A 15,135-nucleotide genomic window follows, 5' to 3' on the forward strand; every position below is an offset into this window, starting at 1 on the left:
GGTAGGCATCGACGGGATCCACGGCGGGACGGGCGAACATGAGCTTCGGGCTGGTGTCCTTCGGGGAGGCGCTCGGCGATCCGGCGCCGGTGGCGGACGTGGTGGGGGAGTACACCGACGACGTGCGCCGGGTCCTCGGCTACGGCTACCGGCAGGTGCACCGCGCCGCGCCGGAGGTCGGCGTGACCGACCTCGCCGAACGGGCCGCCCGCCGGGCGCTCGACGCCGCCGCGCTGGCCGCCGCCGAGGTGGACCTGCTGGTGCTGGCCGTCACCGACGTCACCGAACACCTCTACTGGGACGCCGCCGCCGACCTGGCGCACCGCCTCGGCCTGGTGGACGCCGAGGCGGTGCTGCTCACCCAGGCGTGCACCACCGGGGTGCTCAGCCTCGACACCGTCGCGGGCCGGTTCGCCACCCACCCGGGGTACGCCACCGCGCTGGTGGTGGCCGCGAACCGGACCTGTGAGGCGTACTGGAACCGGATGGACACCCAGCCGATGGTGTTCTCCGACGGCGCGGTCGCCACGGTGGCCCGGCGCGGGCACCCGCGGCTGCGCTGGCTGGCCACCGAGGCCGTGACCGACGGTCGCTACGCCGGGTTCCACCGGCTCGACAGCGGCGGCGCGGCGACGCCCTTCGGGACCGGCGGCGAACCGCCCGCCGCCCTCGACGGGTGGCACGTGATGGAGTTCTTCGACTACGACGCCGAGCAGTTCGCGCAGTTCGCCCGCGAACTCGACGAACGGGCCGTACGGGTCACCGAGCGGGCCTGCGCCCGGGCCGGCGTCGCGGTCGCCGACCTGGCGCGGCTGATCCTGGTCGGCGACAACGAGCGGGCCATGACGTCGCTGGCCGAGGCGCACGGCGTGCCGCTGGCCCGGACCAACCGCGAGCTGGCCGCCGAGCACGGGCACCTCGGGGCCGCGGACCAGCTCTTCGGGCTGAGCCGCCTGCTGGCCGCCGGGGAGCTCGACGCGGGTGACCGGGTCGCGTTGATCTCGCTGGGCCGGGGCATGCACTGGGCCTGTACCATCATCGCGGTATAGGCATCGATTATCCGGTCGGTGTGCCAGCGCGCCGCCGCTGCCGCCGGAGGACCCGTTCCGGAAGGGACACGGCATGTCCAGTCGGCTGGTGCGGCTCGTCGCCGACGTGCTGGAGCTGCCGGTCGACGAGGTCGACGCGCAGACCGGGCCGGCCACCACGGCCGCCTGGGTGAGCCTGCGCCACCTCCAGATCGTCGCGGCGGTCGAGGACGCCTACCAGGTCACCATCACCCCGCGGGAGATCCGGGCCGTGCGGTCGGTGGCGGATCTGCGCGCGCTGCTGGCGCGCCGGGGCGTCGAGGAATGACGGCCGCCGCGCCGTCCCCGCTCGGCGACGCCGACCTCGACGCCGGGCTGCTCATCCGCCGCTTCGAGGAGGAACTGCTCCGCCTGTACGCCGACGGCCACCTCGCCGGCACCACCCACACCTGCCTGGGCCAGGAACACATCCCGGTCGCGCTGGCCCCGTTGCTGACCGGGGACTTCGTGTTCAGCAACCACCGGGGGCACGGGCACTACCTCGCCCACCGCGCCGACCCGCACGGCCTGCTGGCGGAACTGCTCGGCCGGGACGGCGGGGTGTGCCACGGGCACGGCGGCAGCCAGCACCTGCGCCGCGACGGGTTCCTGTCCACCGGGGTGCAGGGGGAGAGCCTGCCCGCCGCGGTCGGTGTCGGGCTGCACCTCAACCGCACCGGGCAGGACCGGATCGTGGCGGCCTACGTCGGCGACGGCACCTGGGGCGAGGGCGCGGTCTACGAGGCGCTCAACATGGCGCAGCTCTGGCGGGTGCCGCTGCTGGTGGTGGTGGAGCACAACCGGATCGCCCAGTCCACCCCGACCACCGCGCAGTTGGCCGGCACCATCGCCGGCCGGGTGGCCGGGTTCGGGATCACCGTCAGCGAGTCGGACTCGCTCGACCTCAACGAGGTGCGGGCCGGCGCCGCGCCGCACGTCGCGCGGGTCCGCGCCACCCGGCAACCGCACGTGCTGGTGCAGCACACGGTCCGGCTCGGCCCGCACAGCAAGGGCGACGACTCCCGCCACGCCGACGAGCTGCGCGAGCTGCGGCGGCTCGACTGGCTGGAGCGCTACGCCACCGCGTACCCGGAGCAGTTCTCGGCAGCGGACGCGCGGGCCCGGCGGCGGGTCGCGGACGTCTCGGCCGAGGTGCTGTCCCGGCCATTGGTGAGCGGCGGCGTGGCGTGACCCGCGCCGAGCGGGTGAGCGAGAACCTCAACCGCGCCCTGCACGAGCTGTTCGCCGCCGACGACCGGGTCTGGCTGCTGGGTGAGGACGTCGCCGACCCGTACGGCGGCGCGTTCAAGGTCACCCGGGGACTGTCCACCGCCTATCCGGACCGGGTGCTGTCGACGCCACTGAGCGAGAACGGCATCACCGGCGTCGCGGGTGGTCTGGCGCTCTGCGGTGACACCGTGATCGTCGAGATCATGTTCGGCGACTTCGCCGGTCTCGCGTTCGACCCGATCCTCAACCTCCTCACCAAGTCCGTCAGCATGTACGGCGAGCGCACCCCGATGCGGGTGGTGATCCGCTGCCCGGTGGGCGGCGGGCGGGGCTACGGCGCGACGCACAGCCAGAGCGTGCAGAAGCACTTCATCGGCATCCCGCACCTCGCGCTCTTCGAACTGTCGCCCCTGCACGACGCGGCCGACGTGCTCGCCGCCGCGCTGCGCCGGGGCGAACCGGCCATGCTGTTCGAGGACAAGATCCTCTACACCCGCCGCCGGTACGTCGACGGCCGCGTCGACGACCGCTTCGCCGTCGAGATGCGGGGCGCGGACCGCAACTGGGCCCGCGTGCACGACCCGGCCGCCGACACCGCGCCGACGCTGGTCATCGCGCCCGGCGGGGTCGCCGACCGGGCCATCGCCGCCGCGCGGGACGCCGCCGGGCGGGGCCGCGCCGTCGAGGTGCTGGTGCCGGCCCGGCTCTACCCGGTCGACGTGGACGGGCTGCGCGGCGTGCTCGACGGCGCGGCCGGGGTGATCGTCGCCGAGGAGAGCACGGCCGGCGGCACCTGGGGCGGCGAGGTCGCCGCCCGGCTGCACGCCGAGGCGTGGCCGCTGCTGCGCCGGCCGGTCGAGCTGGTCAGCTCCGCCGACCGGGTCATCCCGTCCGCCCCGCACCTGGAACGCGCGGTCCTGCTCGGCGCGGACACCATCCTGGAGCGGATCATGCGGGTTCCGGCCGGCGGGCCCGCCGCGCCGCGGGCGGCCGGCGTCGACCCGCCGCCGGCCGGGTCGCGTCCGGCGGGGACCGCCGAGCCGGGTGTCCCGGTGCGGGTGCCCACGCTCAATCCGACCGACGAGAGCTACCTGCTGCTGGAGTGGCTGGCGCCGGCCGGCGCCACCGTCGGCGTCGGGGAGCCGATCGCGACGGTGGAGACCGCCAAGGCGATCGAGGAGCTGGCCGCGACGCACGCCGGCGTGCTGCGGCATGACGTGGCCGCCGGGGCGGACTGCGTCCCGGGCGCCGTCATCGGCCGCGTCCTGCCCGTCGGGGCCGCGCCCGCCCCGACCGCGCCGCCCCCGGACCCGCCGTCGGGCCCGGCCGCCGCGGCCCGGCCGCCGGTGGCGTCGCCGGTCGACCGGCCGTTGTCACCGGCGCAACGCCGCGTCGCCGAGGTGGTGGCGACCTCGCACCGGGAGATCCCGGCCGCGTTCACCGTGGTGCGCGTCGACGTGACGGCCGCCCTCGGGTACGCCCGCCGGACCGCCGAGGAGACCGGCGCCGACGTCGGCCTCACCGAGCTCGTCATCGCCGCCGTGGCCGCGCTGCACGACCGGTTCCCCGACCTGTACGCCACGCTCACCGGCGACGGCCGGGTGCGCGACGCGGCGCAGCCGGCGATCGGGCTGACCGTGGACGTCGGCACCGGGCTGTTCCTGCCGGTGATCCGCGACGCCGCGAAGCTGGACCTGGGCGACCTCGCCGACACCGTGGTCGCGCTGCGCATGAGGGCGCTGCGCAACCGGCTCGGCGAGGACGACATGGCCGACATGAACTTCCTGGTCGCGCTCAACGACACCCCCGGCGTGACCCACGCCCGGCCGATCATCCCGCCCGGTGTCACCTGCGCGCTGTCGGTGCCCGACGTGCACCGCGAGGTCGTGCTCGACGCCGATGGCGGGATTCGCGAGCGGACCACCGCCGACCTCGGCCTGGCCTACGACCACCGGCTGGTCAACGGGGCGCGGGCCGGCGCGTACCTCGCCGCGCTCGCCGCCGTCCTGCACCGGTGACCGGCGGGCCCGGACACATCGTCGACAGGCGATCTGAACTGCGTCGCGTCGGCGTGGCGCCGTTGCATGGCTTCGTCAACCGGCCCTCAGGGATGTCCGGCGGTAGCGCTTCGTGCCACGTCATGGCCCACGCCACAGGCGCCGACCATGACAGAGTCCCGGCGACTACAGACCGAAGACAGCCGCCTTAGACGGGGCTCTGGCACGCATTCTGTCATTGATCATGATCCTGGCTCATGGCCGGGCGAGGAGCCGTTCGCGGAGGAGGTCGAGGTTCGCTCGGCCATACATCTGTCGTTTGATCGTCTTGATGCGGTTTGACGTGGCCCTCGACCGGGCCTGAGCTCCAGGGCTGGGTGAGGCCGGCGACGACGGTGTCGCGGTCGCTGGCCAGGCCGGCGGCGAAGCCGCGGATTTCGGGGTATCCGGCGTGGCGGGCGCGGTTGATCCAGGCGTCGAGGTGCTGTCCGGTGCCCTGGTGGCGGACCAGCGCGGCGAACCCGCGGGCGAGGCCGGCGACGGTATCGAGGTCCGGTGACGTGGCGGGCCGGGCAGCGCCCCGCGCCCCAGGAGGGCGGGGTCGGCGGCATACGGGATGGCGGATGAGCCGATCTTGCGCTGTAGCAGTAGCCACCGGCCGGCCTGGAAGGATGTGAGCGTGATAGGTGCGAGTACTGCGGTTGACAGGCTGGCGGCGTTGGTTGGCTGGAGCGGCAGGTCTCCGTACGACCCGGACTGGTCGTCGTTGCAGGTTGCCTTCGGTCACCAGTTCCCGACGGACTTTCGGCAGTACGTGGAGCGGTTCCCTCCGGGCGCGTTCGACTTCGTGCAGGTGTTCCACCCATGCGAGAGGGAATACCGAGAGGATGCGGCTTACTACGTCGACGTACTTCTATGGCGAACCGATCCGGCCAACGGTATCGAGGATTACTACAGGTTCGGCAACAAGCCGGGCGAACTGTTCGCTTGGGGGACGGTCAATGGCGAGCTTGAGCTTTGCTGGGAATTGACCAGCAAGCCCGCCGACACGTGGACGTGCGTGGTGGCCGACATTCGCGGCCGGACCGGAGAACGCTATCCAGGCGGCATGTTGGACCTACTGCTGGATGCTCTGGGTGGCACCGGAAGGGTCAGCTCGCTGGACTACCTCCGTGAGGTCCTGCCAACCACCTTCGAGCCGTACTCCTAAGGGACGTCCTGTAGCTGGTTAAAGTCGTTGCCTCGCACCGGGCCGGTGATCAGGCTGCGAGGATGATGTTGTGGGGGTTGGCGCTGCCGGAAGCGGCATCGGCCAATGTGTGGGCGGCGCGGCGGTGGTCGCGCAAGATCTTGAAGCACTTCATCCTGGCTGGGGCGTGTTCGACCCTGCTCGAACGGGTGCGGTGTTCGACGTGGGGGGCCTCTTTCCAGGCGGGCAGGTTGTTGCCGTCGGTGAGGTGGCGGTACGGGATGATTACCTCGGGGTTGCCGCGGTAGCTGCCGTCGGCCATCACGGGCCGCCCGTCCAGTTTCTGGTCGATGCCTGAGGTGCGGTAGGCGATGGTGTCGTTGCGGTTGCCGGGCGGCGGATCGCCGACGGCGATGACCAGACGGGTGCTCGCGTCGATGGCGACCTACAGGTTCGTCGAGTACCGGTAGTTCTTGCTCCGGGCCGCCAGCCGGTGGGCGCGGTTAGGGGCCAGCGTTCCGTCGACGATCGCGATCTGCTCAACCGGCCGTTTGCGCACTGGCGCCAGGGCCAGCAGCGGCGCGAGGCTGTCGATCACCCGGTGCGCCGCGGAGTGCGACACCCGAACAGCGGACCGATCTGGCGCATCGTCAGGTTCGCCCGCCAGTACGCGGCGACCAGCAACACCCGATCCGCAGGTCGAGGGCCACTGGCGACCGGGCCGGCGGCCGGCGATGCTGTCACCGCCACGTTGGGCGACCAGCCGTACCAGTGTGCGGAACTGGGCGGGCTGCACCCTGGCAAGAAGACGACGGGCATTGTCAAAGGTGGCGGTGTCAGTAGATCACTGGAGAGTGGATAGTGTGGGCCCTCTGCCAGCCTTCGGCACGGTACGCCCGGAATGGATAGCATGCTGAAGCCTCATGTCGAGCCCCGGTGAATATCGGCTGAGTGGGTAATCGGTCGCGGGCCGGTGCAGCTGGCCGCCGTGGAGGGCAGCAGGCCGTCTCCGCTTCGAGATCTGCGCGGCGTGGTTGGGCGAGTTGCCATCACGGAGACGCACACCGACCCGGTAGTGGCTTCGGCCACCGTCGGCTCCTCGACCGAGGTCGTGACCACAGTCGACCGCCCTGATGCCGTCGTGCCCGGACGGTTACATCGAGCGTGGTTGAACAGCGCTGGTCATGCGAGTGCTTGGTCGGTGATCTCGGCCGGGGTAAGGGTGGCGTCGATGGAGGTCAGTTTGCCCAACGCGCGGTAGTGGTTGAGTGTGACTTCGGCGGCGGGTCGATAGGACTGCAGGCCTGCGGCGATCCGGCTGGGATGGTCGTCGAAGCGTTGGAACAGTTCGCCCCCGCAGCGCTCGCAGACTTCAGGGAGTGTGGGGGCGGTGAACTCGGTCTGCCAGGGTCTGCCGCAGTCGCGGCATGTGCGGCGGCCGGCCAGGCGGCGTAGGACCTCGGTGTCGGGTAGGACGAGGTCGATTGCCCGGTCGAGGGGTGTGACGAGGTCGGATAACAGGGCGTCGAGCGCCCCCGCGGTGACGACGTGGTTGGGGAAGCCGTCGAGGACAAAGCCGCCGGCAACGTCAGGTTGGGTGAGGCGGCCGCGGATCATGGCCAGAACGACTCGGACGGGCACGAGTTCACCGACGTCCATGTGTAGCCGGGCCTGAAGCGCCAGCGGGGTGTCCGCCCGAATCTCGGCCTGGACGATGTCCGCCAGAATGATGGAGGGAACGCCGAGACGCGCGGCGATGGCGTCGGCGACGCTCTCACGGCCGGAGCCAGGTGGTCCGAGGACAGCCGTGCGCACCCGCGCAGCCTATCGGTGCGGCAGCGGATAGCCACGGGTGTCAGACGGTCCGTACCGGCGCGCTACCTGCGGGACAAGAGGTGCCCGCTGATCAGTTGCCGCCGGTCCCGGAGCCCGAGATCAGGGGAGCAGGACTGCACCCACCACGAGCTGCACATTCTCGTTTCCGCAGGTCAGAGCTTGTGCGGCGTCCTGCTTCACACGGAGTGCTCCGCCGTTCCAAGCGGCAACCGATAGCTTTCTATGTTACCTGGCGAAGCTGCATGCGCAGGTCACGGCGGTAAGGGGCTGCCAGATAGCCAGGCCTTGCAGGTGGGAGCAGATTGGGCGCACGTCGGCGAAGAGGTCACCACGCCCGAAGTGCTTACCGGCTCTGCGCGCGGCTGAGGGCGCTGAGCTGCGGTGATGCGGACGAGCGGTTCGTCGTTACCTCCCAGAGAACACCGAAGGGATCAGGTTGCGTCCACGGGGAAGTTGATGTGCGTCCTACCGCGCTGTTCGACCACCACGGTTGCCATGTGCGGCAGTTCGTCGGCCCACCCGGCATTGCTCTCGTCCTGGTCCTGGCAGCAGGTCCAGGTCCGAAGGCCGAGGCGCCAAATCGCCTCACGATCGGTGCGAGTTCCTCGTCGATGTCAGCGCTCAGGTTACCGACGCTGAGGTGGCGAGTCGGGTGCAGGTTGTCGGCGGTCACGGGGCGATGGTGCGGACCGACGACGACGCCGAGACCATGGGGGAAGGGGACGGCGGTCCGCACGCTCGACGCGCGGAGTCGCTGGCCTTGTCGTGATGGTGTCGCATCCCCCTCCTGCGCGGGGCCGAGCGGTGTGGATTGAGTTGCCGACACCCGCACTTCACAGGCCCTGTCGATCGCCGTGACGGGCTGTGCGATGACCCTCGGAATGGGTACACCACACGGACACGCAGCCGGCTAAGGTGCTCCGGACCGGATCACGGGGAGAGGGCGGTTGTGAGCTACACCTTTCACGTCGACCTGCGAGGCATCGTCGACCTGCTCAGTCATCACTTGTACGCCAGCCCGCGCGTGTATGTCCGTGAGCTGATGCAGAACGCCGTCGATGCCATCACGGCCCGGCGGGCGGGGGACCCGAGCGCGCCGGGCGAGATCCGGATTCGTCCGCCGGAGTCGACGGGGGACGGCACCCTGCGTTTGGAGGACTCGGGCATCGGTCTGACCGAGGCGCAGGTGCATGAGCTGCTGGCTACCATCGGTCGCAGCTCCAAGCGCGACGAGCTGGGTTTCGCCCGGCACGAGTTCCTCGGGCAGTTCGGCATCGGTCTGCTCTCCTGTTTCCTGGTGGCCGATGAGATCCGGGTGAGCACTCGCGCCGCCGGCTCCCCGACCGTGGAGTGGACCGGCTACGCCGACGGGCGCTACGAACTGCGCGTAGCTGCGGCGGGACGGGAGCGCGCCGAGCAGGGCACCACGGTCACCCTGGTGCCGCGTCGAGGTGACGAGCACTGGCTGCGCCGGGACGCGGTCATCGAGATTGCCTCCCTGTACGGGTCCATGCTGCCCATCCCGGTGCGCGTCGACGACAAGCTGATCACCACCGGACTCGCGCCGTGGGAAACCGACGTGGCGGAACCGGCGAAGGCCCGTAGGGCCCGCCTGAGCGCGTACGCCCAGGAGGTGTTCGGTTTCACGCCCTTCGACGTGATCGACCTCGCGCTGCCGACGGCGGGCCTGCGCGGGGTGGCGTTTGTGCTGCCCATGCCGGCCAACCCGGCGGCTCGGGTGGCCCACCGGGTCTACCTCAAGCAGATGCTCCTCTCCGAGGACATCGAGCGACTGCTGCCCGATTGGGCGTTCTTCGTCCGCTGCGTGATCGACACGGGCGAGCTGCGCCCGACGGCGAGCCGGGAAGCGCTCTACGAGGACGCTCTGCTCGACCAGGTCCGCGAGTCGCTGGGAGACTGCCTGCGTGGCTGGCTCACCCGGCTGGGACGCAGCGACCCCCGACGCCTGCAGGACTTTCTTCGGGTGCACCACCTCGGCGTCAAGGCGCTCGCCGTGCACGACGACGAGATGCTGCGTCTGGTCGACCAGTGGTGGCCGTTCGAGACGAATATGGGCCCGCTGACGCTGGCCGAGTTCCGCGAGCGGTACGGGTTGGTGCGGTACACGCCGTCGGTGGACGAGTTCCGCCAGCTCGCCGGGGTGGCCGCCGCCCAAGGCATCGCCGTGGTCAACGCCGGCTACGTCTACGACGCGCAGCTCATGGGCCGGCTGCCCGACCTTGACCCGGCGGTCGATACCGAGGTGCTCACCGCGAGCGACCTGGCGACCCGGCTGGAGCCGCTCGACCCCGACGCTGACCTGGCGGTGCGCCCGTTCCGGACAGTGGCGCAACCCACCCTCGACCAACTCGGAGTGGAGGTGCTGGTCCGCGCCTTCGAACCGGCCAGCTTACCGGCGTTGCACCTCCTCGACGGCGACACGGCACTGGCGATTGACCTGCGCCAAGGGCAGGAACAGGCCGACGATCTCTGGTCGTCGATCCTGGGCACCTTCACCCCGGGCCGCGACGTCCGGCCGCAGCTGGTGTTCAACCACCGCAACCCACTGGTGCGGCAGGCGATCGCGGCCAGCGACGAGGAGCTGACCAAGCTTGCGGTCGAAGGCCTGTACGTGCAGGCGCTGCTGCTGGGCCATCAACCGCTACGGCCGGCCGACACCGCTGCGCTGAACCAGTCGTTCCTCGGCCTGCTCGCCCGGGCCATGGGAGGGCCACGATGACCACCTCGATGCAGGAGCTGCGTGACCGCCTCGCCCAGGCGTACGCGCTGCCGCGCGGTCCAGCCCGATTCGCCGCGCTGGACGCGGTCTTCCGGCACGCCGACGCGGCCGGCGAAGTCCCCTTCGCCTTCTCCGCCCGGATGAACGCGATCAGCGACTTCCACCACGGCGGCGACCCCGCCCGCGCGTTCCTCGCCTTCTCTTGGTGCCTGTCGGTCTTCGACAAGCAACCGGAGGTGGTGGGCGGGCACCACGCCCGAAGCCTGCTGTGGGACTTCAAGTGGATCGTCTGGGCGCTGCCCCAGTTTCCCGACATCCCGTTGGACCGCACAATGGCGGTGCTCGACGACATGCAGCGCCGGTACCAGTTGGCCGGGCACAGCCTGCACGCGGTGCACCAGCACCGCTGGCTGGTGGCGCACCACGTCGGGGACATGGAGGCCGCACAGGAGTCGTACGACCGGATGCTGACCGCCAAGCGGGACGCTATGTCGGACTGCTCGGCGTGCGTCCCGTCGGGTCAGGTCCGGCACCTCACCTCCCTCGGTAGATTCGACGAGGCCATCGCCGTCGGGGAGCCGTTCAAGCGCGGCGGCTGCTCCGAGCAGCCCCAATGGATGCTCAGCGAGCTGCTCGCGCCATACCTCAGCACCGGCAGGTTCGACGAGGCTGTCGAGGCCAACCGGGACGGCTACCGCCGCATCCGGGACGACCGCCACCACCTCGACAACCTCGCCCAGCACGTGCTGTTCTGCGGGCTGACCGGCAACGAGGCGCGCGGACTGGAGCTGGTGGAACGGCACCTGAGCTGGCTGGAGCGGCCCTCGTCGCCGTACGCCGCAATGGAGTTCTCCGCCTCCGCCGCGCTGGTGCTCGGCCGGCTCCGCGCGTCCGGGCGTGGCGACCTGGTGCTGTCCCGCCGCTCTGACGACGGCACCCGCCGCTGGGAGGCGACGGTGGCCGAGGTCCACGACGAGTTGACCGGGCAGGCCCGGGCGATCGCCGCCCGGTTCGACGTTCGCAACGGCAACCGGCACCAGAGCGGCCGCATCGAGGCGCGAATGGCCGCGACACCGGTGTCCGAGCGAGTGCCGCTCACCGTCCTCGCAGGACGCACCGCCGACCCCGCCCGGATGGCCGACCCGGCGCTGGCCGCCCTCGTTGAGCGGGTCGCCGCGCTCACCGCGGCGGGCGATCCGGCCGGCGCCGCGCGGGCCCGGCTCGACGTGGCACACACCCTGCGCAACTCCGGCCGGTGGGAGGACGCCATCGAGGCCGCCGAGGAGGCGGTCCGCAGCCTCGACCGGGCCGGTCTACACGACGACGCGGTCCGCTGCCGCTACCTGCTCTGGGAGCTCTACCGCCGGACGTACCACCACCGGGACGCCGCGCGCGCGGTGCTGGAAGAGCTGAGCCAGGTGGAGAACCTGCCCGAGGAGGTGCCGCCGCTGGAAGTAATCCTCGAGGACGCCGCCGCGTCGCTGCACGGCGCCGACGCGCTGACCCACCTGATCACCGCTGCCGACCGACACCGCGCCAACGGCACTTCCGACGCCGAACTGCGGGTGCTGCGCAAGGCGCTCGCACTGCTCGCCCGCCGGCCGCCAGGCGACCTGGCTTGGACCGTCTTAGGCCGCGTCGATGCCCTCGGCGCGGCCGAGGAGCACCCGTCGGCGGAGCAGGCGGGTGCGGTCCAGGTCGCAGGCGCCCGCCTGCTGGCCACCGCCGGCCGGCTCGACGAGGCGCTCACCCGGCTCGACGCGGCCGTCACCTGGTTCGACACCGACGAGCTGACCGACGAGCGCCGGGCGGCCCGGCTACACCGGGCGCGGCTGCGGCTGCGAACCGACGACCCGGCCCTCGCCGAGGCGGAGGCGCGGGAGGTGCTGACGGAGGACCCCGATGAGCACGGCTGGACGGCCGCCCTGGTCTTGGCCCGGGCACTACGGGCGCAGGGCCGCACCGAGGAGGCCGCCGAGGTGCTGGCCGAGCACGACATGGACGAGAACGATCTCGACGACGAGGACTTCGACGAGAACGAGGACTGACCTTCCGCCGGAGTGGTCCGGACACCTAGCCTGAAGACCGAAGACTGACGTGGACATCGCCGGTCTACGCACGCGCGGCGGCAACAAGGTCCGCTAGGCGCTCTGGGTCGGCCTGGGACGGGCCTGAGCAGGCCGGGACCGTGATCGAACGCGGTCGGCTGGAGTACGTTCCCCACGCCCGTTTTCGCCCCGTGGCCGAGCAACTTGTGGGCCCCCGTTGGGTGATCGACGCGAGTGAGGGTGCGGCCGTGGTGAGTTCACCTCGCCGGCCTGGTCGGGCTGCGGTGTGGGACCCTCGTGGGTGCACTCGCGGGAGACTGAGGAGATGGCATGGGCGCGAAGACGGCGCTGTTGGCCTTCGTGGACGGCGACTTGCGGCTGGCGCTACTGGGTGCGAGGCCGTCCGCCCGGGCGGAGGCTGAAGCCCTGGTGCGGCAGTTCCTGCCCGGGTATGACGTGACGTTGAGGGGCGACAGCACTCTCGAGGCGACGTACCCGCCCGATGACATCACCTGCGCCACTGTGCTGCCGGGAGCCGTACTTCTGTGTGACCGCAGGCTGGTCCTGGACCGCCCCTCCGAACTGCCTGCGCATCTCCTCCGAGCGGGTGCGGGCAGGCGGATCATCATGCACGGCATGCACTCGGTCGTCGACTGGCTCTGCTTCGCGGTGTGGGACGACGGGCAGCTGGTCCGCTCCTTGAGCCTGTCACCAGACGCCGGCATCGTGGAGAACATCGGCGAGCCGTTCGATTTCGAGCGAGCGTACTGGGACGGCGAGCATCCGTTCGAACCGGTTCCGGGATGGTCCGACCAAGATCCTTACCCGCTGCCATTCCACCCGTTGGAGTTGGGTGAGCAAGCCCTGCGCGACTTGTTCGGCTTCGTCATCGAAGGGCGCCCGGAGCCGGACGACATTGACGCGGACACCGTTCACATGCACGAGTTCCTCGTGGTCGACCCGTCGGGGAAGGAACAGGCCGCACGCGAGGCGGCCTACGAGCGGGCGACGCGTGACATGGGGCCGCCTAGGATGTTCCGGCCGGGCCCGGACGGAACAATGGAGGAGATCAGCTGGGATGAGTTCCTGGCAGGCTCTGCGTCGGATGATTCGAACTCTTCACGTTGATCTTCACGCATGCGACTGTCGTCGAGGGTGCTGTTGGGCTGGAGGCTCAGGCGACTGCTCGACGAGGAGGCCTGCTCGCCGACGGCTACAGCTCGCCGGTGGCGGCTACCAGAACGACCGGCCCGTGGGTGTCCCACACGCCGACGCCGAGGCAGAGGCAAGGAAGTATGCGCAGGTCGCGGTGGTAAGGGGCCGCTGGATGACCTGGCCTTGCAAGTGGGAGCAGATTGGGTGCAGCCTGGCGAAGTGGTCAGCGTGCCGAAGTGCTCACCGGGCCGGGACCGAGCAGAGGGCTTTGAACTGCGGTGATGCGGTAGAGCGGCCCGGCGTGACCCCCCAGAGAAGAGCGAAGAGGCCAGCCTTCGCTACTCCCCGCCTGGCCGGGGCCGGCTGTCGTCATGGAAGCCGCTGGCGCCGGTCAAGACGGCCTTGTTGCATCGACGCATGGCTCTGGAGTGGGCCGTTCTGCTGTCGGTGTGGATTCCGGCACCTGAGACTCGAATCCCACCAGCGAACCTCAGACCAAAGCAGACGTCCCCGTCCGTCGGTCCTTCGAGTAGGACCGTGGTGTTGGCGTCCGGCCCGTCGTTGAGGTTGCCGCACAGAACCGTCGGCACGCCCGGCTACTCGTTTATCGCTGCCCCGGTGAGCACCTCGTTGAGGTGCACGCGCAGCGCGAGGGCCTCGGTGGTGCGCCGCAGCAGCGCGTAGCCGGCTCCACGTGCGCGTTCGTCTTCGTTGAGGAGGTAGCGCCGCGCGCCCGGGTAGGTCAGCAGCTTGCTCTTCAGGTGGGCGGTCAGCAGCCGTAACGCGGCGCCGTCGCAGTCGACGTGGACCTGAAGCGCTCCCCGACCCAGATGGGTGAGGGTGTCGCCGTTGACGTCGGGGACCGCCGGCAGGCCGGCCGGTGGCAGCGCGACGATCTGCGCTTCCTCGGTTAAAGGATGCCGGGCGACGACGGCCACGCGGATACCGCGGCTGTCGGTACGGGTGGACACGAGGGCCTGCCAGGGCTCCCCGAGGGCGGCTCGCAGGTCCTCGGTGGCCTGCGCGTCGCCAATCTCTTGCAGCGCGACGACGTCGGTGCCGGTGCCGGCGATCAGCGCGGCGAGGTAGGTGATCTTCGCGGCGTAGGTGTCTGTCGCAGCCGTGTCGGTATCGTCGGGGCGGAAGAGGTTCTCCACGTTCCATGTCATGACGCTCAGGTCGTTGGCCACCGTCGCCCCCGGGATCCAGGTGTGCTGCCAGCCTGAGAGGCGCACGTTGATGCCCCACTTGCCGCCGACCAGGTCGAGCATCACGCACGATGCAAGCCTCGACCTGCGCGGCCCCATCGGGTACGCAGAGGTTCCGCTGTGACCGCTCGCATCACGGTGCGCGGCGGGCACCCCAACACGCAGGCCCACCTCGCCGGAATTAACCGCGTCCCGTCCGCACTTGCGCGTGACCAGCTCTGGGCAGTCTGGCGACCTGGACGCCACCTGCCGACAGCACGGGATCGACACCGACTCGATCGTGTGTGCCGCACTCGACCTCGTGACCTGGTACGGCCACAACTGACACGAGTGGCGCGGGGAAAGGTGCACGGGCCCCATCCGGTTCCGGTTTCATCCCACGCTGAGCGAGCACTGCCCGAAGCCGTGCACTTGGCGTTCGGGCCCGATCGCCTGGAGCGATCGAGTCTCTTCGCTACCTTCCGTCGCCACGCCAAGATCGTAGAGGTGCTCCGGGAGGAACAATTCGGGCTTGCCGCAGCGGTCGAGCATGCCCGATGCGGCGTCGGCCCGCTCACCCTCGTCAACGCGTCCCACCTCGTCGTTCTCGCCCGCATCGGCATCTGACCGGCCGCGACCAGGCCGCTCCGGCAGGGTGAGCAACCCTCACCCGCAGCTATTGACAT

11 protein-coding genes and 2 pseudogenes are annotated in these 15,135 nt (G+C 70.7%); 8 read left to right on the forward strand and 5 right to left on the reverse strand.

Annotation, left to right across the window (positions count from 1 at the left end):
- The first annotated feature begins 38 nt into the window (after positions 1-38).
- The 4 genes from ACH495_RS27270 (at position 39) to ACH495_RS27285 (ending at position 4,315) form a co-directional block, all read left to right on the forward strand.
- Positions 39-1,049, forward strand: a complete 1,011-nt coding sequence (locus ACH495_RS27270; RefSeq protein WP_396860558.1) for a 3-oxoacyl-[acyl-carrier-protein] synthase III C-terminal domain-containing protein — start codon at positions 39-41, stop codon at positions 1,047-1,049.
- Positions 1,050-1,122: 73 nt separating this feature from the next.
- Positions 1,123-1,356, forward strand: coding sequence for an acyl carrier protein (locus ACH495_RS27275; protein WP_396860559.1), 234 nt, complete (start codon positions 1,123-1,125; stop codon positions 1,354-1,356).
- A complete protein-coding gene (locus ACH495_RS27280) occupies positions 1,353-2,258 on the forward strand; it encodes a thiamine pyrophosphate-dependent dehydrogenase E1 component subunit alpha (protein WP_396860560.1) in 906 nt (301 codons plus the stop codon). Before ACH495_RS27275 ends, ACH495_RS27280 begins: the two co-directional genes overlap by 4 nt.
- The gene (locus ACH495_RS27285) at positions 2,255-4,315 is read left to right on the forward strand and encodes a 2-oxo acid dehydrogenase subunit E2 (RefSeq protein ID WP_396860561.1); all 2,061 of its coding nucleotides are present in this window, start codon (positions 2,255-2,257) and stop codon (positions 4,313-4,315) included. The genes ACH495_RS27280 and ACH495_RS27285 overlap by 4 nt, the downstream gene beginning before the upstream one ends.
- Before the next feature lie 234 nt (positions 4,316-4,549).
- On the opposite strand, the pseudogene ACH495_RS27290 reads toward ACH495_RS27285, so the two are convergent.
- Positions 4,550-4,724 (reverse strand): annotated as a pseudogene (locus tag ACH495_RS27290) (transposase); the annotation flags it as partial.
- A 249-nt stretch (positions 4,725-4,973) separates the two neighbouring features.
- Between ACH495_RS27290 and ACH495_RS27295 the strand changes: the two are divergent.
- The gene (locus tag ACH495_RS27295) at positions 4,974-5,504 is read left to right on the forward strand and encodes a hypothetical protein (protein WP_396860562.1); all 531 of its coding nucleotides are present in this window, start codon (positions 4,974-4,976) and stop codon (positions 5,502-5,504) included.
- Positions 5,505-5,553: 49 nt separating this feature from the next.
- Here the strand turns inward: ACH495_RS27295 and ACH495_RS27300 are convergent.
- Positions 5,554-6,279: pseudogene (locus ACH495_RS27300) on the reverse strand (transposase family protein).
- Between the two features lie 386 nt (positions 6,280-6,665).
- Complete coding sequence (locus ACH495_RS27305) at positions 6,666-7,298, reverse strand: adenylate kinase family protein (protein WP_396860563.1); 633 nt, start codon at positions 7,296-7,298, stop codon at positions 6,666-6,668.
- Between the two features lie 970 nt (positions 7,299-8,268).
- Between ACH495_RS27305 and ACH495_RS27310 the strand changes: the two genes are divergently transcribed.
- The 3 genes from ACH495_RS27310 to ACH495_RS27320 all read left to right on the forward strand — a co-directional run bounded on the left by ACH495_RS27310 (position 8,269) and on the right by ACH495_RS27320 (position 13,235).
- A complete protein-coding gene (locus tag ACH495_RS27310; protein ID WP_396860564.1) occupies positions 8,269-10,059 on the forward strand; it encodes an HSP90 family protein in 1,791 nt (596 codons plus the stop codon).
- Complete coding sequence (locus ACH495_RS27315; protein WP_396860565.1) at positions 10,056-12,107, forward strand: hypothetical protein; 2,052 nt, start codon at positions 10,056-10,058, stop codon at positions 12,105-12,107. Before ACH495_RS27310 ends, ACH495_RS27315 begins: the two co-directional genes overlap by 4 nt.
- A gap of 330 nt (positions 12,108-12,437) precedes the next feature.
- Complete coding sequence (locus ACH495_RS27320; RefSeq protein WP_396860566.1) at positions 12,438-13,235, forward strand: DUF6928 family protein; 798 nt, start codon at positions 12,438-12,440, stop codon at positions 13,233-13,235.
- Positions 13,236-13,858: 623 nt separating this feature from the next.
- Here the strand turns inward: ACH495_RS27320 and ACH495_RS27325 are convergent.
- Positions 13,859-14,533, reverse strand: coding sequence for an endonuclease/exonuclease/phosphatase family protein (locus ACH495_RS27325; protein ID WP_396860567.1), 675 nt, complete (start codon positions 14,531-14,533; stop codon positions 13,859-13,861).
- A gap of 309 nt (positions 14,534-14,842) precedes the next feature.
- Positions 14,843-15,112, reverse strand: coding sequence for a hypothetical protein (locus ACH495_RS27330; protein ID WP_396860568.1), 270 nt, complete (start codon positions 15,110-15,112; stop codon positions 14,843-14,845).
- Positions 15,113-15,135: the final 23 nt, after the last annotated feature.

Origin of the sequence: Micromonospora sp. NPDC018662, from assembly GCF_044391475.1 — a bacterium.
In the GTDB taxonomy this organism is placed as follows: domain Bacteria; phylum Actinomycetota; class Actinomycetes; order Mycobacteriales; family Micromonosporaceae; genus Micromonospora.

Bases quoted from the DNA above. Each gene is read 5' to 3' on its own strand.
- ACH495_RS27320 (WP_396860566.1), top strand. From the start codon at position 12,438: ATGGGCGCGAAGACGGCGCTGTTGGCCTTCGTGGACGGCGACTTGCGG.
- ACH495_RS27270 (WP_396860558.1), top strand. From the start codon at position 39: ATGAGCTTCGGGCTGGTGTCCTTCGGGGAGGCGCTCGGCGATCCGGCG.
- ACH495_RS27315 (WP_396860565.1), top strand. From the start codon at position 10,056: ATGACCACCTCGATGCAGGAGCTGCGTGACCGCCTCGCCCAGGCGTAC.
- ACH495_RS27275 (WP_396860559.1), top strand. From the start codon at position 1,123: ATGTCCAGTCGGCTGGTGCGGCTCGTCGCCGACGTGCTGGAGCTGCCG.
- ACH495_RS27325 (WP_396860567.1), bottom strand. From the start codon at position 14,533: ATGCTCGACCTGGTCGGCGGCAAGTGGGGCATCAACGTGCGCCTCTCA.
- ACH495_RS27280 (WP_396860560.1), top strand. From the start codon at position 1,353: ATGACGGCCGCCGCGCCGTCCCCGCTCGGCGACGCCGACCTCGACGCC.